The following is a 23,753-nucleotide window of genomic DNA, read 5'->3' on the forward strand; positions in this document are numbered from 1 at the left end:
TCGGCGCATCGGGCCCGCGCGATAGCGTGACGGGATGGACGATGCCGAGTTCCCCCGCCTCTACGGAGAATGGACGCCGCGCACCCCGCACGACGTCCGTGACTTCTTCGACGGTTACCCCGGCATCTGGTGGATCGCCGGTGGGTGGGCCTTGCAGGCGTTCACGGGCGTCGAACGTCATCATGAGGACATCGATCCCGGCATCCTGCGCGCCCAGCTCCCGCTGATCCGCGCGCACGCGCGAGGACGACTGGACCTCTGGGCGGCTTTCAGCGGTGCGCTGAAGCCGGTGGCATCCGACGACCCCGCCGACCTGCCGGACGGATGCGGCCAGCTCTGGTCCCGGCGCAGCGCCGCCGATGCGTGGGAGTACGACATCCTGCTCGGCCCCGGCGACCCGGACGAGTGGCAGTACAAGCGGGACACCGGCATCCGGATGCCGATGGTCGAGGCGCTCTGGGAACGCGACGGCATCCGCTATCTGCAGCCCGAGATCCAGCTGCTCTACAAGGCGAAGGGCCTGCGCGCGAAGGATCAGGCCGACTTCGACGCCACTCTGCCGTTCCTCGACGACCACCGTCGGTCCTGGCTCGCCGACGCGCTCGAGCGGACGATCCCGGCCCACCCGTGGCTCGGCCGGCTCACGTGATGCCGGCCGTCAATACTCGTTCGGGACGATGATCCAGAGCAGGATGTAGGCCCAGATCGACAGCCCGGCGAAGAGGACTGCGAGCACCGTGACGACGCGCACGGTCGTGGGGCTGATGTCGAAGCGTCGTGCGACGGCGGCGCAGACGCCGGCGATCACACGGTCCTGGCGGGGCCGAACGAGAGGATTCATCCCTCCATCCTGCCCCGCCGGATCGTGCGACACGACCCTCAGACGATCTCGGCGAGCTGCCCCTGCGCCGTCAGCTCGAGGGTGCGGTCGAGATCGAGACGGTGCAGGAACACATCGTCGTGACTCACCACGAGCACCGCGCCCCGGTATGCGCGCAGTGCCTCGACGAGCTGATCGACGGTGTCCAGGTCGAGGTTGTTGGTCGGCTCGTCGAGCACCACGAGGTGCGGTGCGGGATCGGCGAGCAGCAGCTTCGCCAGGGCCACCCGGAACCGCTCCCCACCGGAGAGGTCGCCGACGGGACGGTCCATCGTGGCACCGCGGATCAGGAACCGGGCGAGCCGATTGCGCAGCTCCTTGTCCGGCACATGCGGCGCAGCGGCAGCGATGTTGGCGACGACGGATGCCGACTCGTCCAGCCCGTCCACGCGCTGCGACAGATACCCGATCCGGTCGGTGTGCGGTTCAGAATTCCGGAGAATCGGCTGCAGATGGTCCAGGTCGCCGCGACCCGGCACGGACTCGCCCGGATCTCCGGAGTTGTGAACGACCTCGGCCATCAACCGGCGCAGCAGCGTCGTCTTGCCGACCCCGTTGCGTCCGATGAGCGCGACCCGCTCCGGTCCCTGGACGATCCAGGAGCGGGTGGCATCGCCGATCGTCAGGATCCGGCGCGAAGTCGACACTCCCGGGTCGGGCAGCTCGATCTTCATCGAATCGTCGTCCCGCACGCGATGCCCCGCGGCATCCAGCGCCCGCCGTGCGGCGTCCTCCTTCTCCGCCACCTCCGTGCGCAGCCTTCCGGCCGACACCTGCGCAGCCATCTTGCGTCCGTTCGCGATGATCTTCGGCACCCGTTTCTCCTCGAACGCCTTGCGCCCCACCTGCGCACGGTGCGCAAGCTTGGTCTCGGCCTCGATACGCTGCCGCTTCTCCTTCTTCAGCGCCTGAGCGGCATCGCGCTCGGCCTGTCTGGCGGCGTCCTGCTCGCCGTCCAACCACTCCCGCCACTGCGAGTACGGCCCGCCGAACACGCTCAGCGCGCTGCTGTACAGCTCCGCGGTGTCGTCCATCAGCTCGAGCAGTGCGATGTCGTGGCTGACCACGATGAGTGCGCCCTTCCACGCGCGCACCATCTCCGACAGCCGGGCCCGAGCGTCACGGTCGAGATTGTTCGTCGGCTCGTCGAGCAGGGTGACGGGCGCTCGCCGCAGGCGGATGCCGGCGATCGCGACGAGCACGGCCTCACCACCGGACAACTCGCCGACCGTGCGGTCCAGGAACGTCGGATCCAGACCCGCCTCGGCGAGCGACGCCTCGGCCCTGGCCTCGATGTCCCAGTCGTCGCCGACGGCATCGAAGTGCGCCGGATCGACGTCGCCGTCCGCGATCGCGCGCACTGCGTCGAGCGGACCCGCGATGCCGAGCAGCTCGGAGACGCGTCTGTCGGTGTCGAGGGTGAGGCGCTGCGGCAGGTACGCCACGTCTCCCGACGCCGTGATGCCGCCCGAAATGGGCGCGAGTTCGCCCGCGATCAGGCGCAGCAGGGTGGACTTGCCGGCGCCGTTGCGGCCGACCAGTCCCGTGCGGCCCGAGCCGAACGCGCCCGAGACCGCATCGAGCGCGACCGAGCCGTCGGGCCAGGTGAAGGTGAGGCGGTCGAGAATGACGGCGGGTGAAAGAGAAGGTGTCGACATGAGCGACTCCCGAAGTGTGCGGGTGCGCGGATGCCGACGGTCACGTCACGTCGCGAAAGACATGGAAAGACAGATGCCGGAGCGGAAGGATCGTCGGATCAGCGCGTGGATGATGACGCGGAGAGCGGACGATTCAGATCAAAGGACTTCCAGACACGGCGGACAGGACTCTGAGACTGTAGCCGGTGCCGTCCGGCGCGCGCAACCCGGGCGTGTCGCCCTGCCGGCCCGCACGATCCGCTGAGGCTGTCCCGATCCGCCGACGAATTCGGCGGTGACGTCCGCGGATCGGGCAAGGGTCCGCGGATCGGGGCGGTGGCAGGTGGGCCCGGCCGCTCAGCCGATCGAGTCCTTCCACTGCGTCAGGAAGATGCGCACGTCGGCGAGCTCCTGCTCGGAGATGGAGTGGGTGAGACCGGCGTAGACCCGGCCGGACAGCTCGGAATGCGCGGGCAGCCACTGCGCGGTGTGGTCGACCAGGTTCGGCGGGATGACGTCGTCGCGGCTGCCGCGGCCCCAGAACACCGGGGGCTTCTGCTCCTGGAGCACCGCGTCGTTCGGCAGGTCACCGGGGGCGGCGTAACCGCTCAGCGCGACGACCGCACCGATCCGCTCGGGGGCGAGGCGCAGGGCCTGCAGTGACACCGCAGCACCCTGCGAGAAGCCCAGCAGGGCGACCGACGGTGCAGCCTCGCTGGCCGTGGCGAGCCAGCGCAGCAGCGCTTCGGCGGCGCCGGTGACGCCCGCCGCATCGCGCGTGGTCAGCGAGTCGATCGCGTACCAGGAACGCCCCGGCATGGGCCACGGCGGTGCCAGCGGTGCGGCCACGGATGCCACGGCCAGCCCGTCCGGGAGGTACGGGACGAGCCCGAACAGGTCGTTCTCGTCGGCGCCGTAGCCGTGCAGAAGCACGAGCAGGGGCATCCCATCGCGCTCCTGAGGAGACCAGAGCGTCAGACCGTCATCGAGCGTCAGCACAGCATCCATGTCCCCATCCTGCCTGCTCGCGCCGAGCTTCGAGCGGTGGGATGCACCATCGACTGGTAGAACAGACACATGGCGGTGCGCACACCTGATCCCGACCCCGACGACGACTTCGGGTTCGACGAGGTGCCCGCGGCCGACGACAACCCGGGCTGGCTGTCCGACGTCGAACTGGAAGAGGCCCGTCGGCGTCTGCCGATGCTGTACGTCGAGGCGATTCCCGTCGTCACGGACGGAGCGGGCCAGGTCACCTCGATCGGGGTGCTGCTGCGCTCGACGCCGCTGGGCGAGATGACCCGCACCATCGTGTCGGGGCGGGTGCGCTACGGCGAGACGGTGCGCGACGCGCTGTTCCGCCACATCGAGAACGACCTCGGGCCGATGGCCTTCCCCCTGCTGCCGGTGTCGCCCACGCCGTTCACGGTCGCGGAGTACTTCCCGATCCCCGGCGTCAGCGCGTTCGATGACGACCGGCAGCATGCGGTCTCCCTGGTGTTCGTCGTACCCGTCACCGGCACCTGCGAACCCCGCCAGGACGCGCTCGAAGTCACGTGGTTCTCTCCCGAGGAGGCGGCGTCCGATGCGCTGGCCGCCGAGCTGGAGGGTGGGCGCGGCACGCTGATCCGCATGGCCCTGGCGCACCTCGGCCTGCTGCGCTGACAGCCGCCGCGGGACGCGCCGAAACGGCGCGTAGGCTCATCGGGTGACCGACAGCATCGTCTTCCCCTCAGCCTCCGGCGATTGGCTCGCCTTCGTCGCCGCCCGCGTCTCGGATCGGCTCGACGTCGTCCGCTCGCTGGCAGAGCAGCTCAAGGACGGCGCGTCGCGCACGACGCTCGAGACGCTCTCCCTGTGGAACGATCTGCAGATCGCCCTGCGCCGGGCGCGCAATGAGTCCGATCTGCTCTGCGAGGTGCATCCCGATCCCGAGGTGCGCGCCGCCGCGGAGAAGGGCGTCGCCGCCGCGCAGGCCGTCGACGCCGCATTGATGGCGGACGCCGCGCTCGCGGCCGTGTTCGCCGGGACCGATCCTCAGGGTCTGGACGCGGACGCCGCACGAGTGCGGGAGCATCTGCTGCGGAACTTCCGCCGGGGTGGTGCAGACCGCGACGAGGCCACGCGCACCCGCGCGCAGGAGCTCGCCGCCCGCGACAGCGATCTCAGTCTCGCCTTCGCGCGGAACATCCGCGAGGGTCGGCGCGAGATCCGGGTGGCGCCGGAGGCGCTGGCCGGTCTGCCCGAGGATTACATCCAGCAGCATCCCGTGGGCGACGACGGCCTGGTCGGGCTGAGCACGGATGCCCTCGATGTGACGGCCGTGATGAGCTACGCCCACGACCGCGACACCCGCATCGCACTGCGGGTCGCCCGCGCCGACCTCGCCTGGCCGGCGAACGACCCCGTGCTCGCCGAGCTGCTCGAGGTGCGCCAGCAGCGGGCGGATCTGCTCGGGTATGCGACCTGGTCCGACTACGAGACGGAGAACCGCATGGCCGGCTCCGCGGCGCGTGTCGCCGCGTTCCTGGACGAGGTGGACGAAGCCTCCCGCGCGGCGTCCGACGCCGAGTACGGGCTGCTGCTCGAGCGGCTCCGCCAGGACATCCCCGAGGCCGAGGCCGTCACCTCGGCCGATCAGGCCTACCTCCTCACCCGGCTGCACGAGGAGCGCTTCGCCGTCGACGCGCAGGAGGTGCGCCGGCATCTCGATTTCGAGCGCGTGCTCGCCGGTCTGCTCGACACCACCGGGCGGCTGTTCGACATCGAGTACGTGGTCGCCGCCGAGCCCTCCTGGCACGAGGACGTGCGCTCGTACGACCTGATCCGCGCAGGAGCGCGAGTCGGTCGCATCCATCTCGACCTGCATCCCCGCGACGGCAAGTTCAATCACGCCGCCTGCTTCCCGCTGGCGCCGGGAGTGCGCGGGCGGGTGCTGCCCGAGGCGGCGCTGGTGTGCAACTTCTCCCGCGGGCTGATGGAGCATCGGCAGGTGCAGACGTTCTTCCACGAGTTCGGCCACCTGGTGCACGAGATCCTCGGCGGCGACCAGGAGTGGGTCGCGTTCGCGGGCGTCGCCACCGAGTGGGACTTCGTCGAAGCGCCCAGCCAGATGCTGGAGGAATGGGTCTGGGATGCCGATGTGCTGGCCTCCTTCGCGACCGATGACTCGGGGGCGGCCATCCCGCCCGAGCTGGTGGAGCGGATGCGGAGGGCGGACGCCTTCGGACGGGCGCTGCTCGTGCGCACCCAACTCGGCCACGCACGCGTCTCGTACCACCTGCACAAGGACCGTCCCGCCGATCTGGCCGCCGCGACCGACCACTGGTACGCCGTGTCGACGCCCGTCGAGCAGCTCGCGGGCACGCACTCCTATGCGGCGTTCGGCCACCTGACCGAGTACGGGTCCTGCTACTACACGTACCAATGGAGCCTCGTGATCGCCCGTGACCTGCTCACGGGCTTCCAGGGTCTGATGGATCCGTCATCCGCCTCCCGCTACCGGCGCGAGATCCTCGAACGCGGCGGACGTCGGGATGCTGCCGACCTGGTGGAGGCGTTCCTCGGACGCCCCTTCGCTGTCGACGCGTACCGGGAGTTCCTGGGGGCGCACAGCTCTTGACGAGTGCGGGTGCGCATCGATCCAATTTCCTATAGGATAAGCGGACCAGGTAACACCACAAGGCGCCCCGAGCGCACGGAGGAGACCGCGATGACGCGCTTGTACAACGACCCGGGCGACTTCGCCAAGGAAGCTGCGGAGGGCCTGGCGCTGGCCTCCGCCCGATGGGTGCGCCCCGTCTTCGGCGGAGTGGTGCGTTCGACCCGAGGGCCGGAGCCGACCGTCGCCGTCGTGATCGGCGGCGGAAGCGGCCACTATCCGGCTTTCGCCGGCCTGGTCGGACCCGGACTCGCCCACGGCGCGGCGATGGGGAACCTCTTCGCCTCGCCGTCGGCGCACCAGGTCCACTCGGTCGCCACTGCGGCGCACGAAGGCCGGGGGGTGCTGCTCAGCTACGGGAACTACGCCGGCGACGTGCTGCACTTCACTCAGGCACAGGAGCGCATGCGAGCCGCCGGCGTCGACTGCCGCACCGTCACGGTCACCGATGACATCTCCAGCGCTCCCGCGCACGAGATCGAGAAGCGTCGCGGCATCGCGGGCGATCTCGTGGTGTTCAAGGTCGCCGGAGCGGCCGCCGAGGCCGGCGCGGATCTCGACGAGGTGGAGCGCCTCGCGATCCTCGCCAATGCGCGCACACGGACGCTGGGCGTCGCCTTCGCCGGCTGCACGCTGCCCGGAGCCTCGGAGCCGCTGTTCACCGTCCCGGAGGGGCGGATGGCGGTGGGCCTCGGCATCCACGGCGAGCCCGGCATCGACGAGGTCGACGTCCCCTCGGCGCAGGGTCTCGCCGAGCTCTTCGTCTCCTCGCTCTTGGAGGAGATCCCCGATGGCGTCTCCCGCGAGGGCGCCCGCGTCGTGCCCATCCTCAACGGTCTCGGCAACGTCAAGTACGAGGAGCTGTACGTCGTCTACGCCAGCGTGCACCGATTGCTCCAGGAGGCCGGTCTCACCGTCGTCTCTCCGGAGGTCGGGGAGTTCTGCACGAGCTTCGACATGGCGGGCGCCTCGTTGACGCTGCTGTGGCTCGACGACGAGCTCGAGCGGCTCTGGCTCGCCCCGTGCGACACTCCCGCGTTCCGGCGGGGAGCCGTCGAGGGGCGCGTCGAGGTCGAGCGGACCGAGGTCGCCGAGGAGCAGCGGGTCGTCGGCGAGGCGAGTGCCGAGTCGCGCGACGCCGGAGTCGCCCTCGCGCGCGCCTTCCAGGCCGTCGCGGGGATGCTGGATGCCGAAGCCGACGAGCTCGGTCGCATCGACCGCATCGCCGGCGACGGGGATCACGGCATCGGGATGCAGCGGGGCAGCCGGGCGGCTGCGGCGGCAGCACAGGAGGCGGCTGAACTCGGTGGCGGTGCGCGCGGCGTGCTGCAATGGGCGGCCGATGCGTGGGCGGACGAGGGCGGCGGCACCTCGGGCGCGATCTGGGGTGAGATGCTGGCGGCCCTGGGCGCGTCCTTCGGCGATTCCGCGCCGATCGACGCCGAGCAGGTGCGTATCGGTGTGCTGCGCATGAGGGACGCCGTGATGTCCTTCGGCAAGGCCAAGCCCGGCGACAAGACGATGATCGACGCGATCGTGCCGTTCGCCGATCATCTCGACGAGCAGGTGCGCGGCGGAGCAGACCTCGTGCAGGCGTGGACGGATGCCGTCGCCGTCGCCGCGGAGGCCGCCGAGGCGACGGCCTCCCTCACCGCCAAGCTCGGCCGTGCCCGCTCGCACGGCGACAAGAGCCTCGGCACCCCAGACCCGGGCGCGGTGTCCTTCGCGCTCATCACCCGCACTGTTCTCGACATCCTGAAAGGGGATGACTGACATGGGACTTCGACTCGTGATCGGCTCCGACGACGCCGGCTTCGACTACAAGGAGCGCATCAAGGCCGACCTGCTGGAGAATCCGCTGGTGTCCGACGTCGTCGACGTCGGCGTCGACGCGGACGGCCACACCAACTATCCGACCGTGGCGACCACCGCGGCGGAGAAGGTCGCGGCCGGTGACGCCGACCGCGCCGTCCTCATCTGCGGCACCGGACTGGGTGTCGCGATCGCCGCGAACAAGGTCGCCGGCATCCGTGCGGTCACCGCCCACGACTCGTACAGCGTGGAGCGCTCCGTGCTCTCCAATGACGCGCAGGTGCTGTGCATGGGGCAGCGGGTCGTCGGCATCGAGCTGGCGCGGCGCCTGGCCGCCGAGTGGCTGACCTACACGTTCGACCCGCAGAGCGCATCCGCGGAGAAGGTCCGCGAGATCTGCGCCTACGAGGGCGTCTGACGACGCGATCATGGCGAAGCGGATGCTGATCGGCGCGAGCCTGAAGATGTACTTCTCGCACGCGCGGACGATCACGTGGACCACCGAGGTCGCCGACCTGCTCGCGCGGCACCCCGCGCGCGAGCAGGTGGAGATGTTCGTGGTCCCGCAGTATCCGTCGATCCCCGGCTGCCTCGATGTGGCGGGGGGCCTCGCCGTCGGGGCGCAGGACGTCTCCGAGCACGATTCGGGTGCGTTCACGGGCGAGGTCTCGGCGGGGGTCCTGGCGGAGCTCGGATGCCGATACGTCGAGGTCGGGCACGCGGAGCGGCGCCGGATGTTCGGCGACACCGACGAGGTCGTCGCGGCGAAGACCGCGGCGGCGATGCGCGCGGGGCTGGTACCGATCCTGTGCGTCGGTGAGGCGGAGTACGTCGACGACGAAACCGCGGCACGGGTCTGCAGCTCCCAGGTGGAGTCGGCGCTGGCTGTCGCGGAAGCGTCGGCAGAAGTGAGCGAGATCATCATCGCCTACGAGCCGCTCTGGGCGATCGGCGCCCCCACTCCCGCGCCCGCAGCGCATATCCGGGGGGTCTGCGATCGGCTTCGCGCTCACGCGGATCTCCGCGGTCTGAGGGCCCGTGTGATCTACGGTGGTAGTGCAGGACCGGGAACCATTGCGGAGGTCGCGGACAGCGTCGACGGCCTCTTCCTGGGCCGCTTCGCCCACGACCCGCGGGCGGTGCGGTCGATCCTGGATGAGGTCGCCGCGCTGTGACGGGCGACGAAGGACCGAGACGACGACGGAGAGCAGATGGCAGGTGAGGGCACAGGGCCCGGGTGGGATTCGACGATCGAGCGTCGGGGTCTTCGCGACCGCGTCTACGAGCGCATCCTGCAGCTGCTGCTGAGCGGTGAGGTCGCGCCCGGTGCGCGCCTCTCGATCGACACCCTCGCCCGCCAGCTGGATGTGTCGCCCACCCCCGTCCGCGAGGCCATGGTGCACCTGGAGCGCACCGGGCTGGTCACCCGAGAAGCGCTCAAGGGCTACCGCGTCGCGCCTCCGCTGGGTGCGGGACAGCTGCGTGAGCTGTTCGATGCGCGCATCATGCTCGAGGTCGAGGCGGCCAGGATGGCGACGCCCGCCGGGAGCGGGATGCTCGAGGAGCTGCGCGAGGCGGAGGACCAGCATCGACTCAGCGGCGAGCGGGTGATCGAGGCGATCCACGCCGGCATCAACGATGTCGAGCTCACCACCGCCTACTTCGCGGCAGACGCCGCGTTCCACGAGGTGGTCTTCCGTCACTGCGGCAACCGGTATCTGCGGCAGATGTCGGAGTCGCTCGGGGCGCAGCTGCACCGGATGCGGCAGAGCATGGTGCACGGCGTGACGGACGTCAGCGAGGCCATCGCCGAGCACGAAGCGATCCGCGACGCTTTCCTCGGGGACGACGCCGAGGAACCGGCCCGGATGATGCGTCTGCACATCGAAGGGGTGCGGGCGCGCTCCCTCGATCTCGAGAAGGGCTGACCGCACTTCTCGAGCCGGACGAGCGCCGCGTGCACGACCCCTCGGGGGATGCCGTCGCCCGGCGCCGAGAGGGTCGGGATGACGGCTCCGGGACCTTCGTTTCGGAATCTCCTCTTGCGTCTTTCGCTATTTCCTATAGGATCTAGGAAGATTCGAGATTCAGACGAATCCTTCCCGTCGATGGAGCCGCAATGACCGCAACGCCCGAACTCACCGCCGACACGTGGCCGATCGCCACCTGCATGCACGGCTTCGCATCGGTCGCCGCAGACGGCACTCGTCTGCACGACGCGCCGCCGGAGCGGTGGGACGAGGTGTTCCGTCAGGTGGCGCGTCTCGGGTTCGACGCGATCGAGATCGCCGACAGTCACATCCGTCCCTCCGACCTGACGCCCACGCGACGCGCCGAGCTGAAGTCGATCGCCGACAGTCACGGAGTGCGGCTGCTGTCGGTGCACGTGCAGCGTCAGAGCGTCATCGAGCCCGGCAGAGGCGAGCAGAACCTCGCATACGCCCACCAGGCCATCGATGCGGCGGCCGAGCTCGGCATGCAGGTCTTCTCGACAGGTCTGCACCAGCCCTTCAACGAGGCCCAGCGCAAGGCGCTGTGGTTCTGGACCGTGCAGGGTCCGGTCGACCCCGACGACGCGGAGACCCGCGCCCTCGCCGTCCGTCGGCTGCGCGAGCTCGGAGAGCATGCGGCATCCGTCGGTCTGCCGATGGCGCTGGAGATGTACGAGGACACCTACCTCGGCACAGCGGACAGCGCGGTACAGCTGGTCGAGGAGATCGGTCTGGACAATGTCGGGCTCAACCCCGACATCGCCAACCTCATCCGGCTGCACCGTCCGATCGAGGACTGGCGCGAGATGCACGCGAAGACCCTGCCCTACGCCAACTACTGGCACGTGAAGAACTACACCCGCGACGAGGCCGGCGACGGCAGCTGGGCGACCTCGGTGCCGACCAGCATGCAGCTCGGTCTGATCGACTACCGCGCCATGGTCGCGGAGGCGGTGCGAGTCGGATTCCGCGGGCCGTTCCTCATGGAGCAGTACGGCGGCGACAGCCTGGGCGTCTGCGCGACCAACCGCGACTACCTGCGCACGCTGCTTCCCGAAGAGCCCGTGTCGGCAGAAGGCAACCGCACCCCGCGGGCCGCCGCCGCGTCCGAGACCGTCAGCGCCTGAGCGCTCAGAACAGGAGACAGAAATGACTCAGCAGGAACGCCCCGTCTACGCCGTCGTGGGCAGCGGATACATGGGTGGCGGCATCGCCCAGTCCCTCGCCCTGTCCGGTGCGGACGTGCGCATCGCCGACGTCGACATCGACATCGCCCGCAGCAACCTCGAGCGGATCATCGCCGAGGCGGAGCAGTTCACCGCCGACGGCCTCTTCCCGGAGGGCGCGTCCGCGACGATCGCCGAACGCGTGACGGCGGCGACCATCGAGGACGCCGTGGCCGGCGCCGCATTCATCGAGGAGGCGGTGCCCGAGAAGATCGAGATCAAGCACGCCACGCTGCGTCGCATCTCGGAGGCCGCGGCACCCGATGCGGTCATCGGCAGCAACACCTCCACCATCCTCATCGAGAAGCTCGCCGAGGCGGTCACCAACCCCGGCCGGTTCCTCGGGGTGCACTTCTCGAACCCTGCGCCGTTCATTCCGGGCGTCGAGCTGATCCCGCACGCCGGGACCGACGAGGCGGTCCTTCCGGTCGTCGAGAAGATCGTCGCGGCGACTGGCAAGGAGACCGCGCGCGTCAAGGACGCCACGGGCTTCGTGCTCAACCGTCTGCAGTACGCGCTGTTCCACGAGGCGACGCAGTTGGTCGAGGCCGGAGTCGCGACGGCGGAGGACATCGACACGATCGTGCGGACGACGTTCGGCTTCCGCCTGCCCTTCTTCGGACCGTTCGCGATCGCCGACATGGCAGGGCTCGACGTGTACGCGTTCTGCTACGCGTCGCTGCAGACCGAGTTCCCCGAGCGCTTCGCGACACCGAAGGCGCTCTCCGATCTCGTCGATGCGGGCAAGCTCGGCACCAAGACCGGGGCCGGCTTCCTCGACGTCCCCGCCGAGCGCACTCCCGAGCTCATCGCCTACCGCAACAAGGCGTACGTGGCGATGAAGAAACTCATCGACGAGCTCGGTCCCGCCCCCATCCACCCGGCAGCGGGCTGAAGGACATCGCTGTGGCGACTCCGTTCCCGGCCGGGCGGACGGTCATCCTGACCGGTGCCGCGAGCCCTCGCGGCATCGGTCGAGGCACCGCCTTCCACCTCGCTGAGCGCGGGTGGAACGTCGGCATCATCGACGTCGATGCGGACGCTGCGGCCCGCACCGCCGCAGAGGTCGCCGACGCCCACGGCGTGCAGGCTCTGGGGGTCGGCGCGAACGTCGCCGATCGCGACCAGGCCGTCGCCGCCGTCGACGCACTCGAGGCCGCCCTCCCGCAGATCGTGGCCCTGGTCACCTTCGCCGGCGTCTCGTCGCCGGTGCCCTACCTCGAGGTCACCCCCGAGGAATGGCACCGTGTCGAGTCCATCAACCTCGACGGCGTGCACTGGGTAACCCAGCGTGTCGCGAGGACGCTCGCCGGGAACGGCGTCGGGCGACTGGTCGGCATCTCCTCGGTGTCGGCTCAACGCGGCGGCGGCACGTACTCCAAGACGCCCTACTCGGCGTCGAAGGCCGCCGTCATCGGTCTCATGCGCTCGATCGCCCGGGAACTGGGTCCGCTCGGCGTCACGGCCAATGTGATCTCGCCCGGCCCGATCGACACGGACATCATGGGCGGCACGCTGTCCGAGGAGCGCAAGGCCGCGATGGCGGCGGACGGTGTGGTTCCCCGGATCGGCACGCCGATCGACATCGCTGCCGCCGTCGCCTACCTGATCAGCGAGGACGCCGGATTCGTGACGGGCCAGACCCTGAACGTCGACGGCGGACTCTACATGCACTGACGAGGAGACCCACATGTCCCGTTCCTGGTCCAAGAGCCGCCTGATCTTCTTGGGCATCGGGGTGGTCTGCGTGGCCGTCGGCCTGGCGCTGATCATCCCGGCGCTGGGCGGCTGAGATCCCGCTCCGGCCCGCCGTTCCCCCTGTCCACCTTCGACCCCGCTCCACCCGCGTCTCCTGATTCGCACCATCCCTGCCCATCCCGATTCGCATCGGCCCCCTGCCCTTCCCGATTCGCACACTCTGCCCTTCCCGATTCGCACCGGCCTTGTTCCATCACCTCCACCCCTGCTCAAAGGAGAGTCATGTCACAACCGAAGTTCGGCGCGACAACACGTGCAAACATCACAGCGGCCCAGGGGCTGCTGACCGATCCGCACCTCACCAGCGGTATCCGCAAGGCCACATTCCGGCTGATGCCGATGCTGATCATCCTGTACTTCATCGCCTTCCTCGACCGCACGAACGTGGGCTTCGCCGAGGCCGCGATGGAGGTGGACCGCGGCATCACCGCCGGCGCCTACGCGCTCGGCGCAGGCATCTTCTTCATCGGGTACGCCCTGTTCGAGATTCCCTCCAACCTCCTGTTGGACAAGTTCGGCGCCCGCTTCTGGCTGGCCCGCATCGCCATCACCTGGGGGATCGTGGCGGCGGCGTTCTCGTTCGTCAACGGCGAGACGATGTTCATCGCCCTGCGCTTCCTGCTCGGCGTGACCGAGGCCGGACTGTTCCCGGGCGTGATCATGTTCCTCGCGCAGTGGTTCCCCAACAAGCGACGCGTGCAGATGTTCGCTCTGTTCTACCTGGCCCAGCCGTTCTCGCAGATGCTCGGCGCGCCGCTGTCCGGCGGTCTGGTCAGCTTCGGCGACCAGGTCACCCCCTGGGGCGGCTGGCAGGTGATGTTCTTCGTGGAGGGCATGCTGGCCGTCCTCGCCGGCATCGCCGCACTGTTCTTCCTCGTCGACTCGCCTCAGAAGGCCAAGTTCCTCACGAAAGAGGAGAAGGCCGCGATGAAGAAGGTCATGGACCACGAGGACTCCATCAAGAAGTCCGACGGTCCCACCGGCATCGGCGCCGCACTGGTGAGCTGGAAGGTGTGGTACTTCACCATCATCTACTTCTGCCTGCAGATCGCCGTCTACGGCACCACCTTCTATCTGCCGCAGCAGGTCTCGGCGCTCATCGGCGAGGAGGTCGGCTGGCAGGTCGGTCTGGTCTCCGCGATCCCGTGGGCCGTCGGGCTGTTCGCCTGCTATTACGTGGGCAAGCACGCCACCACCATCCGCCGCCGCCGCATCTGGGGTGCGCTGTTCTTCATCGTCACGGGGCTCGCGATCTTCGTCTCCGCCTGGGCAGGGGCGAACACGCAAGGGCTTCTGGGCATCGTCGCGATCACGGTCGCCGTGGCCGCATTCCTGTCGGTCGGACCGATCACCTGGTCGTTCCCGACCTCGTTCCTCACCGGCGCGGCGGCCGCGACCGGCATCGGTCTGATCAACTCCCTGGGCAACCTCGGCGGGTTCGTCGCGCCGATCATGCGCAACGGGTTCAACGAGGCCGTCCCGACCGAGAGCGGCGCCTGGGGCGTCGTCTCGCTGGGGGTGTTCGCCTTCCTCGCCGCGATCATGATGTGGGCCACGCGGTTCTTCAGCGCCAAGGCCGACGCCCTGCTGGTGGACGACGAGGCGGTTCTCGCTCACTGACGTCTCAGGAGAAGGGGCGCGTGCGACCGCACGCCCCCCTTCTCCCACGTCGCCCCGTGCTCTCCACGGGAATGGGGTGAGAGGGAGGGCCGGGACAGGGTCAGGTGGTCGTCAGGCGGGCCAGCTCGGCGACGAAGGCGTCCACATCGGACTCCTCGGTGTCGAAGCTGCACATCCAGCGGACCTCATTGCGCGATGCATCCCAGTCGTAGAAGCGGAAGCTCTCGCGCAACCGGTCGGCGACACCGTCGGGAAGCGTCGCGAAGACTCCGTTGGACTGGGTGGGCTGCGTGAACCCGACCCCGCGGATGCTGCCGTCGGCGAGACCCGTCTCGACCGCGCTGCGCAGCCGCTGGGCCATCGCATTCGAGTGGCGCGCGTTGCGCAGCCACAGATCGCCTTCGAGCAGCGCGATCAGCTGAGCCGAGACGAACCGCATCTTCGACGACAGCTGCATGTTGTACTTGCGGCTGTAGATCAGCCCGTCCGAGGCTTCCGGGTTCAGCACGACGATCGCCTCGCCGAGCATGGCGCCGTTCTTCGTACCGCCGAAGCTGAGCACGTCCACGCCCGCGTCGCGGGTGAAGGCGCGCAGCGGCGCATCGAGCGCGGCGGCGGCGTTGGAGATGCGCGCTCCGTCCATGTGCAGCTTCATGCCGCGCTCGTGCGCGTGGTCGGCGAGAGCTCTGATCTCCTCGACCGTGTAGAGGGTGCCGAGCTCGGTGGACTGCGTGATCGAGACGACAAGCGGCTGGGCGCGGTGCTCGTCACCCCAGCCCCACGCCTCGCGGTCGACCAGCTCGGGGGTCAACTTGCCGTCGCGGGTGTCGACGGTCAGCAGCTTGAACCCGCCGATGCGCTCGGGCGCGCCGCCCTCGTCGACGTTGATGTGCGCAGTGGATGCCGAGATCACCGCACCCCAGCGCGGCAGCATCGACTGCAGGGCGGTGACGTTCGCGCCGGTGCCGTTGAACACGGGGAACGCCCGCACCGCCTCGCCGAAGTGCCGGGTGAAGACCTCCTGCAGCCGCTGGGTGTACAGATCCTCGCCGTACGCCACCTGGTGGCCCTCGTTCGCGGCCGAGATGGCCGCAAGCACCTCGGGGTGGATGCCGGAGTAGTTGTCGGATGCGAAGCCGCGCACGGCGGTGTCATGCAGAGTGCTCACTTCACAACTCTACGGGGGAGCATCCGTCGTGAAATCCTGGCAGCTCTGTCGGATGTCGGCGGCGCCGCCTACCCTCTCCTCATGCGCACGTTCCTGCAGGTGCTCGCGAACACGATGGTGGCCAATGTCACCACCAGTTTCCTGTGGTTCGCGCTGACGTTCTGGGTCTATCTCGAGACGAAGAACGTGATGGCCACCGGCATCATCGGCGGCGCGTACATGCTGCTCATCGCGATCTTCTCGATCCTGTTCGGCACCCTTGTCGACCGCCATCGCAAGCGGGCCGTGTTCGTGTTCTCCAGCGCCGTCACGGCGGTGGCGTTCCTGGCTTCCTGGCTGCTCTTCCTGTCGCAGCCGGTGCGCGCGCTGCTGGACTTGGGAGGACCGTGGTTCTGGCTGTTCGCGGGAATCATCCTGCTCGGCGCGGTGGTCGAGCAGATGCGCAACATCGCACTCTCCACCACGGTCACCCTGCTGGTGCCGGTCGAACGGCATGCCAACGCCAATGGCATGGTGGGCACCGTGCAGGGCCTGGCGTTCCTCGTCACGAGTGTGTTCAGCGGGCTGTCGGTGGGATTCTTGGGGATGGGTGGCACGCTGATGATCGCGGTGGCGCTCACGCTGGTCTCGCTGGTGCACATCCTGTTCGTCCGCATCCCCGAGGAGCGCCCCCAGCGGGATCCTCATGCGCCCTCCGCCATGGACCTGGGCGGCAGCATCCGCGCGATCCGTGCGGTGCCGGCGTTGTTCGCACTGCTGTTCTTCTCGATGTTCAACAACCTCATCGGCGGCGTCTACATGGCCCTGATGGATCCGTACGGGCTCGAGCTCATGTCGGTGCAGCTGTGGGGGATCGCGCTGGGAGTGGCGTCCACGGGGTTCCTCATCGGGGGGATCGTCGTGTCCTCGCGCGGGTTGGGGCGCAATCCGCTGCGCACCATGCTGCTGCTCGTGGTGGGGATGGGGCTGGTGGGCACGTTCTTCGCCATCCGGGACTGGTGGCCGCTGTTCGTCGCCGGTATGTGGCTGTACATGGCATTCGTGCCTGCGATCGAAGCGGCCGAGCAGACCGTCATCCAGAAGGTGGTGCCCTACCGCAGGCAGGGCCGGGTGTTCGGTTTCGCGTCTGCGATGGAGGCGTCGGCCGCGCCCATCACGGCATTCCTGATCGCGCCGCTGGCGCAGTACCTGATCATTCCCTACGCGGAGTCCGCCGACGGACGAGCGACGTGGGGCTGGCTGGTCGGTGGCGGTCAGGCCCGCGGCATCGCGCTGATCTTCGTCTTCGCCGGGCTCGCCGTCATCGCCCTCGCTCTGGTCGCCTTCACGACGAGCGCCTATCGCCGACTGAGTACGACATATGCGCAGATCACACCGGAGGAAGGCGCGCAGGCCCAACCCGTCGAGGAATCCGGCTCGTCGGCGCTGGCACTGGCGGCTGATGAGACACCGCTGACGGCTCGCGGCGGCCTGATCGACGGGCCGGCGCCCTCCGGAGGCGACGAGCGGGAGCCGGACCGCTGAGGCAGGTCAGAGCACCATGATCCGGTCGTTCAGCTCCGCGGCATCCGAGTCCCAGAGCGACACGACCGCCCGGGCGAGGGCCTCGGCGTCGAGGGCGCCATCCGCGCGGAAGACGACGGATGCCGCCAGCAGCGGTGCGTCGGCGCTCCGGGCGGCCTTGGCGTAGCCCTGGGCCACGGCGCGCGCCCACGCCTCACTGGCGGCCTTCATGCTGGCGTAGTTCGCGCCTCCGGCGAGCGGCCGGAGGACGGCGGTCGATGACACGATCGCGAAGCGACCGGCATCCGATGCCCTGATCGCCGCGTCGAAGGCACGGCTCGTCGCCCGCACGGCCTGGAAGGCCGGCAACAGGGCCTGGAGGTCCTCGTCGCTCTGCCCGGCGAGCCCGCCGCCGCCGCGCCATCCGCCGACGAGCGGGATCACCGCGTCGACCGCGCCGATCCGATCGGCGAGGGCTGACATCTCCGCCAAGGAGGTGGCGTCCGCCACCGCCGTCTGCGCGCCGGCATCCGCCAGTGCTGCCAGCCGATCGGCGGACCGGCCGGTCGCGATCACGCGGGAACCGGCGCCGATGAGGGCGCGCGCCGTGGCCAGACCGGCGGCGCTGGTCGCCCCGGCGAGGAGGACGGTGCGTCCGGATGTCGTCATGATCTCTCCATTCTCCACACTGACCCTCCACACTGACCCGATCAGCCGATGAAGTCCCGATCCGCGGACGAACCGGCACGGAAGGTCCGCGGATCGGGACGGAGTCAGCAGATCGGGTCCGCCGGGCCGTCGCCGGCGCCGGCTACACGTCGGAGCCGCGGATGCCGACCGTGGACTCGATGACCGGCTTCATCTTCTTGTGCAGCGTCTCGAAGAACATCGACAGCGGGAACTCGTCGTCCATCACGGCGTCGGTATAGCCCTTCGGGGCGCCGGCGAGGATCTCATCCGACAGGCCGCGCGCCCACTGCGAGGCGGGGTGCGGGGTGAGAGTGCCGCGGACCAGCTCGTACGCGGCGAGCCAGTGCGCGACCTTGGGGCGGTCGATCGAATGCCAGTACAGGTCGTCGATGGCGTCGCCGAGCGCCACGACGGCATCCGGCACGTTGTCCCAGTCGAAGGCGAGCGCCGTGTCGGTCCAGTGCAGCACGCCGCGCTGGTGCAGCCACGCGAACAGCAGCTGACCCCCGACGGCGTCGTAGTTGCGCGTGCGGGTGCCGGTGATCGCGAAGCGGAAGATGCGGTCGAAGATCACCGCGTACTGCACCAGATGCGCGTACTCGTGCATCTCCTGCTCGGTCTGGGTGAGCTGCTCACCGGCGGCGATGCGTGCGTCGAAGGCGCGCTCGATCTTCACCGACTCGCGGAACGCCGTCATGTCGCACCGCATCTCCTCGAGGGAGTACAGGAAGAACGGCATCCGCTGCTTGATCATGAACGGGTCGAAGGGCAGGTCGCCGCGCATGTGGGTGCGGTCGTGGATGATGTCCCACATCACGAACGTCTTCTCGGTGACGCTCTGGTCGTCGAGCATGTTCGCGGCGCGCTCGGGCAGCTCGAGGTTGGTGATCTCGGATGCGGCGCGCACGACGCGGCGGTAGCGGGCGGCCTCGCGGTCCTGGAAGATCGCGCCCCAGGTGAACGAGGGGATCTCGCGCATCGCGACGGTCTCGGGGAACAGCACCGCCGAGTTCGTGTCGTAGCCGGGCGTGAAGTCGACCAGGCGCAGCGAGACGAACAGCTTGTTGCCGTAGTCGCCGGCCTCGAGCTCGGCGATGAACTCCGGCCAGATCGTCTCGACGATGAGGGCCTCGACCAGGCGCTCACTGGAGCCGTTCTGGGTGTACATCGGGAACACGACGAGGTGACGGATGCCGTCGACGCGGTGCTGTTGGGGCTGGAAAGCCATCAGCGAGTCGAGGAAGTCGGGCTCGGCGAAACCGCCGTCGGCCCAGCGCTGGAAGTCGACCACGAGTGCGTCGAGGTACTCCGCGTCGTGCGGGAAGGCGGGGGAGAGGGCGCGGATGCCGGCGATGATCGCGGCGACATGCTGCGAGGCCGCCTCGCGGTCGGCCTCCTCGGGGACGGAGCCGTCCTTGACCTGCAGCGGGCGCAGCGCGATCGCGGCGTTCTTCAGCTGCATCCATGCGGCACTCGTCTCGACGCCCTTCGACAGGCTCAGGGGCCGGGCATCCTCGACGACCTCCGGCTCGCCGATGATGGCAGGGGCGTGGGTGGTGATGCTGGACATCGGAACCTCCGATCGCGAGGAAGAGTGGAAATAATCCGGTCAAATACGGATTCAGCCGATATTCTTCCATGTATGGATGACTCTGTCGACCACACGCTTCTCGCCGAGATCGCTCGAGACGGCCGGGCGACCCTCGCGCAGCTCTCCGAGATGGTCGGGCTGTCGACGTCCGCCGTCCAGTCGAGACTGAAGCGACTCGAGAGTCGCGGCGTCATCACCGGATACCAGGCGGTGCTGGATCCGGAGGAGGTCGGCGTGCCCCTGTCGGCGTTCGTCGAGATCACGCCGCTGGACCCCGCCCAGCCCGACAACGCCCCGGAGCTGCTCGAGCACCTCAGTGCGATCGAGGCCTGCCATTCGATCGCCGGGGAGGCCGCCTACATGCTGTTCGTCCGCGTCGCGACGCCGCGGGCGCTGGAGCAGCTGGTGAACGACATCCGCCTGACGGCGAATGTCCGCACCCACACCACCGTCGTCCTGCAGACCTACTACGAGCGTCGTCCGATCATCTGAACGGACACGGGCGTGCCGTCGCGCTCAGGCGAGCAGTGCGCGCACGGCGGAGGCAGCCGCAGTGACGGCATCGGTCACCGCCGCGCCGCGACGCAGCGCCGCCAGCAGGGCACCGGCGAACGCATCTCCGGTGCCTTTCACGGTGGTCGGGATGAGCGGATGCTCCAGCCGGACGACCCGCTCGGCGGTGACGACCAGATCGACGAGCGTCGGCCCGCCGGACACCGCGCCGCCGCTGACCACGAGCCATTCCGTGCGCGGCCCGAACAGCGCACGCGCTGCGGCCTCCGCATCCGCCGAGGCCTCGCCGCTGAGCAGCCCGAGCTCGAAGCCGTTCGGCACGACGCCGGTCGCCAGCGGCAGCATCCGCTCGCGCAGCGCCGGGGCGACGGCGGGGTCGGTGTACAGCCCGACGTCGGAGTCGCCGAGCGTCGGATCGACCAGCACGCGAAGGTCCGGCCGGCGCGTGATCAGCGGTTCGAGGGCGTCTGCCACAGCCGTCACCTGGTCGGGCGAGGCGAAGTACCCGGTGCACACGCTGTCGATCTCGTCGAGCGCGCCGAGCGATTCGAGGTCGCGGATGCTGCCGGCCAGCCACTCGGCGGGCATCGGGTTCGCGTGCGCGCTCGGGTAGTGCGGCAGATTGCTCAGCACGATGGTGGGCAGAGGGATGACGCGGGTGTCTGTCAGCATGGGCAGCACGCCGTTCATGCCGACCGAACCGAAGGCGACCTGCGATCCGATCAGCAGCACTCGCGCCGGGCGCCGGTCCAGCTCCCAGCGTGCGCGTCCCTCCGCCCAGCCCGGTGTGTGCGCGGGGCTCATCTCGCGAAGCCCGGCCAGTACTCGGAATCGGGTGTGCGCCGGGCGCCGAAGATGGCCTGACCGACGCGGACGACCGTCGCGCCCTCTTCGATGGCTGCCTGATAATCCCCGGACATGCCCATCGACAGCTCGCCCGGTCCGACCAGGTCCCGCTCGCGCGCCTGATCGCGCAACTCGCGCAGAATGCGGAAGCACTCCCGCACGCGGTCGGTGTCGCTGGTGAACAGCGCGAGGGTCATCAGGCCACGCACGCGCAGGCTGTCACGGTGCTGCAGCTCGTCGAGGAACGCCAGCGCGTCGCCGGGCTCCAGGCCGAACTTCGACTCCTCCGCCGAGGTGTTCACCTGCACGAACACATCGAGCGGGCGGCCGGCGGCCTGAAGGCGCTTGTCGAGGGCGTCGGCGAGGCGGATGCTGTCCAGTGCCTGGAACTCGTCCGCGAACGCGACGACATCCTTGGCCTTGTTGGTCTGCAGGTGCCCGATCACCGACCAGCGGACGTCCTGGTCGGCCAGGTTCTCGGCCTTGCGCTGGGCCTCCTGCACCTTGTTCTCGCCCAGATCGACGGCGCCCGCCTGGATCGCCAGCAGCAGGCGCTCCTCAGGAACCGTCTTGCTCACCGACAGCAGCCGGATGTCACCACCGTCGCGCCCGGAGCGCTCCGCTGCGGCGGAGATGTTCGCCCGCACGTCGGCGAGATTGTGGGCGAAGTCCTCGACGGAGTTCGCCTGTGGGTAGAGGGCGCGGGCAGGCTGATCGGTCACACTTCGAGAGTACTCGGCGGCGTGTCCCGCACCGGTGCGGCCAGTAGGCTTCCGAGCGTGGCATCCCGAACCAAGAAGAAGCAGACCAGCGGCAACCCGGCCAGACGTCCCGTGATCGAGGCGGGCCCGGTGACCATCGGGGACTGGATCGGCGCCGCGCGTCTGCGGACGCTGCCGCTCGCCGTCGCGCCGGTCATCCTCGGAACCGGGGCCGCTCAGGTGACGGACCGCGAACTGCACTGGGTCATCGCGCTCGCCTGCCTCGCCGTGGCGGTGCTGCTGCAGGTGGGCGTGAACTTCGCCAACGACTACAGCGACGGCATCCGCGGCACCGACGCCGTCCGCGTCGGGCCCGCACGCCTGACCGCTTCCGGACGCGTCTCGCCCCGGCGGGTGCTGATCGCCGCTCTGATCTTCTTCGCGTTCGCCGCCGTCGCGGGCCTCGCGATCGTGATCCGCACCCAGCAGTGGTGGATGCTGGCCGTCGGCGCGCTGAGCATCGTGGCCGCCTGGTTCTACACCGGCGGGAAGCGCCCCTACGGGTACAACGCCATGGGTGAGCTGTTCGTCTTCGTCTTCTTCGGACTGGTCGCCGTGCTCGGCACCACGTGGGTTCAGTCGTTCGCACTGCCCCTGGAGGCCTGGCTCGCCGCCATCGCTGCCGGACTGTTCGCGTGCGCCGTGCTGCTTGCGAACAACCTGCGCGACATCGACCAGGACCGCACGGTCGGCAAGCGCACCCTCACGGTGCTGATCGGCAAGCGCGCGACGCAGGTCGTGTACACCCTGTTCGCCCTCGCGCCGTTCGGCATCGCCGTGCTGTTCGCGCTGCTGCTGTACCCCGTCGCGTGGCTGTCGCTGCTCGTACTGCTGGCGGCCCTCCCCGCGATCCTCATCGTCTGGACGTATCGGGAACCGCGCGAGCTGGTGATCGCGCTCAGCCTCACTTCGCTGGCGTCGGTCGGCTACGCCGCGTTCATCCTCTGGGCGCTCGTGGCTTAGAGCCTCGCGGGCGATCCGGCTCACCTGTCAGAGCCTCGCCCCCACCAGCGCCTCGCCGAGGGGAGTGCGCAGATGCAGCATCCGATTCCCCTCCCGCGTGCTCGCGACCAGCCCGGCGCCGCGCAGCACGGTCAGATGATGGGATGCCGTGGACACGGCGATCCCGGCATCCGCCGCCACCTGCGACGTCGTGCGCGCGAGGTGGGCGCGCAGCAGGATGCCGGAGCGCACCGGCCCGAGCAGCGCGCCGAGTGCCCCCTCGAGCTCCGCGCTGTCCCGCGCCCACCCTGCCGTGACACCGCGCGCCGGGTAGAACACGGTGGGTTGGGCAGGCGGCTCGGTGATCACCATGCAGCCCCAGGACGACATGACCGAAGGCACCAGGACGAGGCCGGAGCCCCGACAGTCGACGTCTTCGCTGTGCCGGCGCAGCTGCACCCGCACCGCTCCGTCACTCCACTGCACGGTGCGGTGCAGGCCGCCCGCCATCCCGGCGATCCCGTCGGTGGTGATCGTGCGAGCTCGCACGGCGATGTCGGCGCGCAGCATTCGTTCCAGCTGCGGCCACACCGGGTCCAGCACGGCATCCCACACCCGCTCCCACGCCCGCGCGACCAGCGCGCGTGTGCGTTCGGGCTCCTCGCGCATTCGCTGCAATGCGGCCCGATGCGCGCCGCTGGAGCGCGCGATGCGCTTGTCCAGGTCGATCAGGATGCCGGGGATCGGCGCGGCGAGCAGCGCGGCGAGCTCGTCGGCGGGCGTCAGGTCCCACCGCGCGTCGGTGGTCAGGAAATCCGGCAGGTAGCCGTCCGCGCCGATCACCTGCGCGAGCAGTGCCAGCGGTTCGCGCGGCACACGGTCGCGCACCTGCCGCAGCCAGCCCCACTGCAGCGGATGCTGTGCGGGACGAAGCAGGATGCGGACGGCGTGTGCGAGCTCGTGGCCCGGTGAGATGCCGAAACGCACAGCCTGGATGTCGCCGGGACTGAGGTGGAAGTCGACGCGGTGATCGGGATGGTCGACGTCTTCGACCGGCGGTCGCGACCCCTTGATGTTTCGATCCACATCGAAACTCTATGGTGTCGCGCCACGCGGCGAAAGGGTGGGAGCAGGCACCGAGCGGAAAGGCAACC

The 23,753-nt window shown here is 69.4% G+C and carries 23 protein-coding genes; 14 read left to right on the forward strand and 9 right to left on the reverse strand.

What is annotated here, in order from left to right; genetic code table 11:
- The first annotated feature begins 34 nt into the window (after window positions 1-34).
- A complete protein-coding gene (locus ACFQY2_RS07625) occupies window positions 35-649 on the forward strand; it encodes a hypothetical protein (protein ID WP_378745135.1) in 615 nt (204 codons plus the stop codon).
- A 9-nt stretch (window positions 650-658) separates the two neighbouring features.
- On the opposite strand, the gene ACFQY2_RS07630 is transcribed toward ACFQY2_RS07625, so the two are convergent.
- From ACFQY2_RS07630 to ACFQY2_RS07640, 3 genes are all read right to left on the reverse strand, one after another.
- A complete protein-coding gene (locus ACFQY2_RS07630; protein ID WP_378745136.1) occupies window positions 659-841 on the reverse strand; it encodes a PspC domain-containing protein in 183 nt (60 codons plus the stop codon).
- Between the two features lie 38 nt (window positions 842-879).
- Window positions 880-2,538, reverse strand: a complete 1,659-nt coding sequence (locus ACFQY2_RS07635) for an ABC-F family ATP-binding cassette domain-containing protein (RefSeq protein ID WP_378745137.1) — start codon at window positions 2,536-2,538, stop codon at window positions 880-882.
- A gap of 336 nt (window positions 2,539-2,874) precedes the next feature.
- Window positions 2,875-3,525 (reverse strand): alpha/beta hydrolase, encoded by a 651-nt coding sequence (locus ACFQY2_RS07640; RefSeq protein WP_378745138.1) that lies wholly within the window; start codon window positions 3,523-3,525, stop codon window positions 2,875-2,877.
- A gap of 69 nt (window positions 3,526-3,594) precedes the next feature.
- Between ACFQY2_RS07640 and ACFQY2_RS07645 the strand changes: the two genes are divergently transcribed.
- The 10 genes from ACFQY2_RS07645 to ACFQY2_RS07690 all read left to right on the forward strand — a co-directional run bounded on the left by ACFQY2_RS07645 (window position 3,595) and on the right by ACFQY2_RS07690 (window position 14,585).
- A complete protein-coding gene (locus ACFQY2_RS07645; protein ID WP_378745139.1) occupies window positions 3,595-4,182 on the forward strand; it encodes an NUDIX hydrolase family protein in 588 nt (195 codons plus the stop codon).
- A gap of 43 nt (window positions 4,183-4,225) precedes the next feature.
- Entirely contained in the window at window positions 4,226-6,139 is a 1,914-nt protein-coding gene (locus ACFQY2_RS07650; RefSeq protein ID WP_378745140.1) for a M3 family metallopeptidase, read from the forward strand.
- A gap of 90 nt (window positions 6,140-6,229) precedes the next feature.
- Complete coding sequence (locus tag ACFQY2_RS07655) at window positions 6,230-7,951, forward strand: dihydroxyacetone kinase family protein (protein ID WP_378745141.1); 1,722 nt, start codon at window positions 6,230-6,232, stop codon at window positions 7,949-7,951.
- A gap of 1 nt (window position 7,952) precedes the next feature.
- A complete protein-coding gene (locus tag ACFQY2_RS07660; protein WP_378745142.1) occupies window positions 7,953-8,408 on the forward strand; it encodes a ribose-5-phosphate isomerase in 456 nt (151 codons plus the stop codon).
- 10 nt (window positions 8,409-8,418) lie between these two features.
- Window positions 8,419-9,165, forward strand: coding sequence for a triose-phosphate isomerase family protein (locus tag ACFQY2_RS07665; RefSeq protein WP_378745143.1), 747 nt, complete (start codon window positions 8,419-8,421; stop codon window positions 9,163-9,165).
- Between the two features lie 36 nt (window positions 9,166-9,201).
- Window positions 9,202-9,918, forward strand: coding sequence for a GntR family transcriptional regulator (locus tag ACFQY2_RS07670; protein WP_378745144.1), 717 nt, complete (start codon window positions 9,202-9,204; stop codon window positions 9,916-9,918).
- Window positions 9,919-10,109: 191 nt separating this feature from the next.
- Complete coding sequence (locus tag ACFQY2_RS07675) at window positions 10,110-11,108, forward strand: sugar phosphate isomerase/epimerase family protein (protein ID WP_378745145.1); 999 nt, start codon at window positions 10,110-10,112, stop codon at window positions 11,106-11,108.
- A gap of 22 nt (window positions 11,109-11,130) precedes the next feature.
- Window positions 11,131-12,102, forward strand: coding sequence for a 3-hydroxyacyl-CoA dehydrogenase family protein (locus ACFQY2_RS07680; RefSeq protein ID WP_378745146.1), 972 nt, complete (start codon window positions 11,131-11,133; stop codon window positions 12,100-12,102).
- A gap of 11 nt (window positions 12,103-12,113) precedes the next feature.
- Window positions 12,114-12,884, forward strand: coding sequence for an SDR family NAD(P)-dependent oxidoreductase (locus tag ACFQY2_RS07685; protein ID WP_378745147.1), 771 nt, complete (start codon window positions 12,114-12,116; stop codon window positions 12,882-12,884).
- A gap of 303 nt (window positions 12,885-13,187) precedes the next feature.
- Window positions 13,188-14,585 (forward strand): MFS transporter, encoded by a 1,398-nt coding sequence (locus tag ACFQY2_RS07690; RefSeq protein WP_378745148.1) that lies wholly within the window; start codon window positions 13,188-13,190, stop codon window positions 14,583-14,585.
- Window positions 14,586-14,685: 100 nt separating this feature from the next.
- Here the strand turns inward: ACFQY2_RS07690 and ACFQY2_RS07695 are convergent, their stop codons facing one another.
- Window positions 14,686-15,753 (reverse strand): threonine aldolase family protein, encoded by a 1,068-nt coding sequence (locus tag ACFQY2_RS07695; protein ID WP_378745149.1) that lies wholly within the window; start codon window positions 15,751-15,753, stop codon window positions 14,686-14,688.
- An 81-nt stretch (window positions 15,754-15,834) separates the two neighbouring features.
- Between ACFQY2_RS07695 and ACFQY2_RS07700 the strand changes: the two genes are divergently transcribed.
- The gene (locus tag ACFQY2_RS07700) at window positions 15,835-17,277 is read left to right on the forward strand and encodes an MFS transporter (RefSeq protein WP_378745150.1); all 1,443 of its coding nucleotides are present in this window, start codon (window positions 15,835-15,837) and stop codon (window positions 17,275-17,277) included.
- Window positions 17,278-17,283: 6 nt separating this feature from the next.
- Here the strand turns inward: ACFQY2_RS07700 and ACFQY2_RS07705 are convergent, their stop codons facing one another.
- Both ACFQY2_RS07705 and ACFQY2_RS07710 read right to left on the reverse strand, forming a co-directional pair.
- The gene (locus ACFQY2_RS07705; protein ID WP_378745151.1) at window positions 17,284-17,925 is read right to left on the reverse strand and encodes an SDR family NAD(P)-dependent oxidoreductase; all 642 of its coding nucleotides are present in this window, start codon (window positions 17,923-17,925) and stop codon (window positions 17,284-17,286) included.
- A 142-nt stretch (window positions 17,926-18,067) separates the two neighbouring features.
- Window positions 18,068-19,516 carry a DUF6421 family protein gene (locus ACFQY2_RS07710; RefSeq protein WP_378745152.1) on the reverse strand — a complete coding sequence of 483 codons (1,449 nt, stop codon included), beginning with the start codon at window positions 19,514-19,516 and terminating at the stop codon, window positions 18,068-18,070.
- 72 nt (window positions 19,517-19,588) lie between these two features.
- On the opposite strand from ACFQY2_RS07710, the gene ACFQY2_RS07715 reads away from it, so the two are divergent.
- Entirely contained in the window at window positions 19,589-20,029 is a 441-nt protein-coding gene (locus ACFQY2_RS07715) for an Lrp/AsnC family transcriptional regulator (protein ID WP_378745153.1), read from the forward strand.
- A gap of 24 nt (window positions 20,030-20,053) precedes the next feature.
- On the opposite strand, the gene ACFQY2_RS07720 is transcribed toward ACFQY2_RS07715, so the two are convergent.
- Window positions 20,054-20,854 (reverse strand): PfkB family carbohydrate kinase, encoded by an 801-nt coding sequence (locus tag ACFQY2_RS07720; protein ID WP_378745154.1) that lies wholly within the window; start codon window positions 20,852-20,854, stop codon window positions 20,054-20,056.
- Window positions 20,851-21,618 carry a YggS family pyridoxal phosphate-dependent enzyme gene (locus ACFQY2_RS07725; protein WP_378745155.1) on the reverse strand — a complete coding sequence of 256 codons (768 nt, stop codon included), beginning with the start codon at window positions 21,616-21,618 and terminating at the stop codon, window positions 20,851-20,853. Before ACFQY2_RS07725 ends, ACFQY2_RS07720 begins: the two co-directional genes overlap by 4 nt.
- Before the next feature lie 57 nt (window positions 21,619-21,675).
- Between ACFQY2_RS07725 and ACFQY2_RS07730 the strand changes: the two genes are divergently transcribed.
- Window positions 21,676-22,620 carry a 1,4-dihydroxy-2-naphthoate polyprenyltransferase gene (locus ACFQY2_RS07730; RefSeq protein WP_378745156.1) on the forward strand — a complete coding sequence of 315 codons (945 nt, stop codon included), beginning with the start codon at window positions 21,676-21,678 and terminating at the stop codon, window positions 22,618-22,620.
- Between the two features lie 27 nt (window positions 22,621-22,647).
- On the opposite strand, the gene ACFQY2_RS07735 is transcribed toward ACFQY2_RS07730, so the two are convergent.
- Window positions 22,648-23,685, reverse strand: a complete 1,038-nt coding sequence (locus ACFQY2_RS07735; RefSeq protein WP_378745157.1) for a DUF5937 family protein — start codon at window positions 23,683-23,685, stop codon at window positions 22,648-22,650.
- Window positions 23,686-23,753 lie beyond the last annotated feature (68 nt).

This window comes from Microbacterium sp. GCM10027623 (genome assembly GCF_042666935.1).
In the GTDB taxonomy this organism is placed as follows: Bacteria; Actinomycetota; Actinomycetes; order Actinomycetales; family Microbacteriaceae; genus Microbacterium.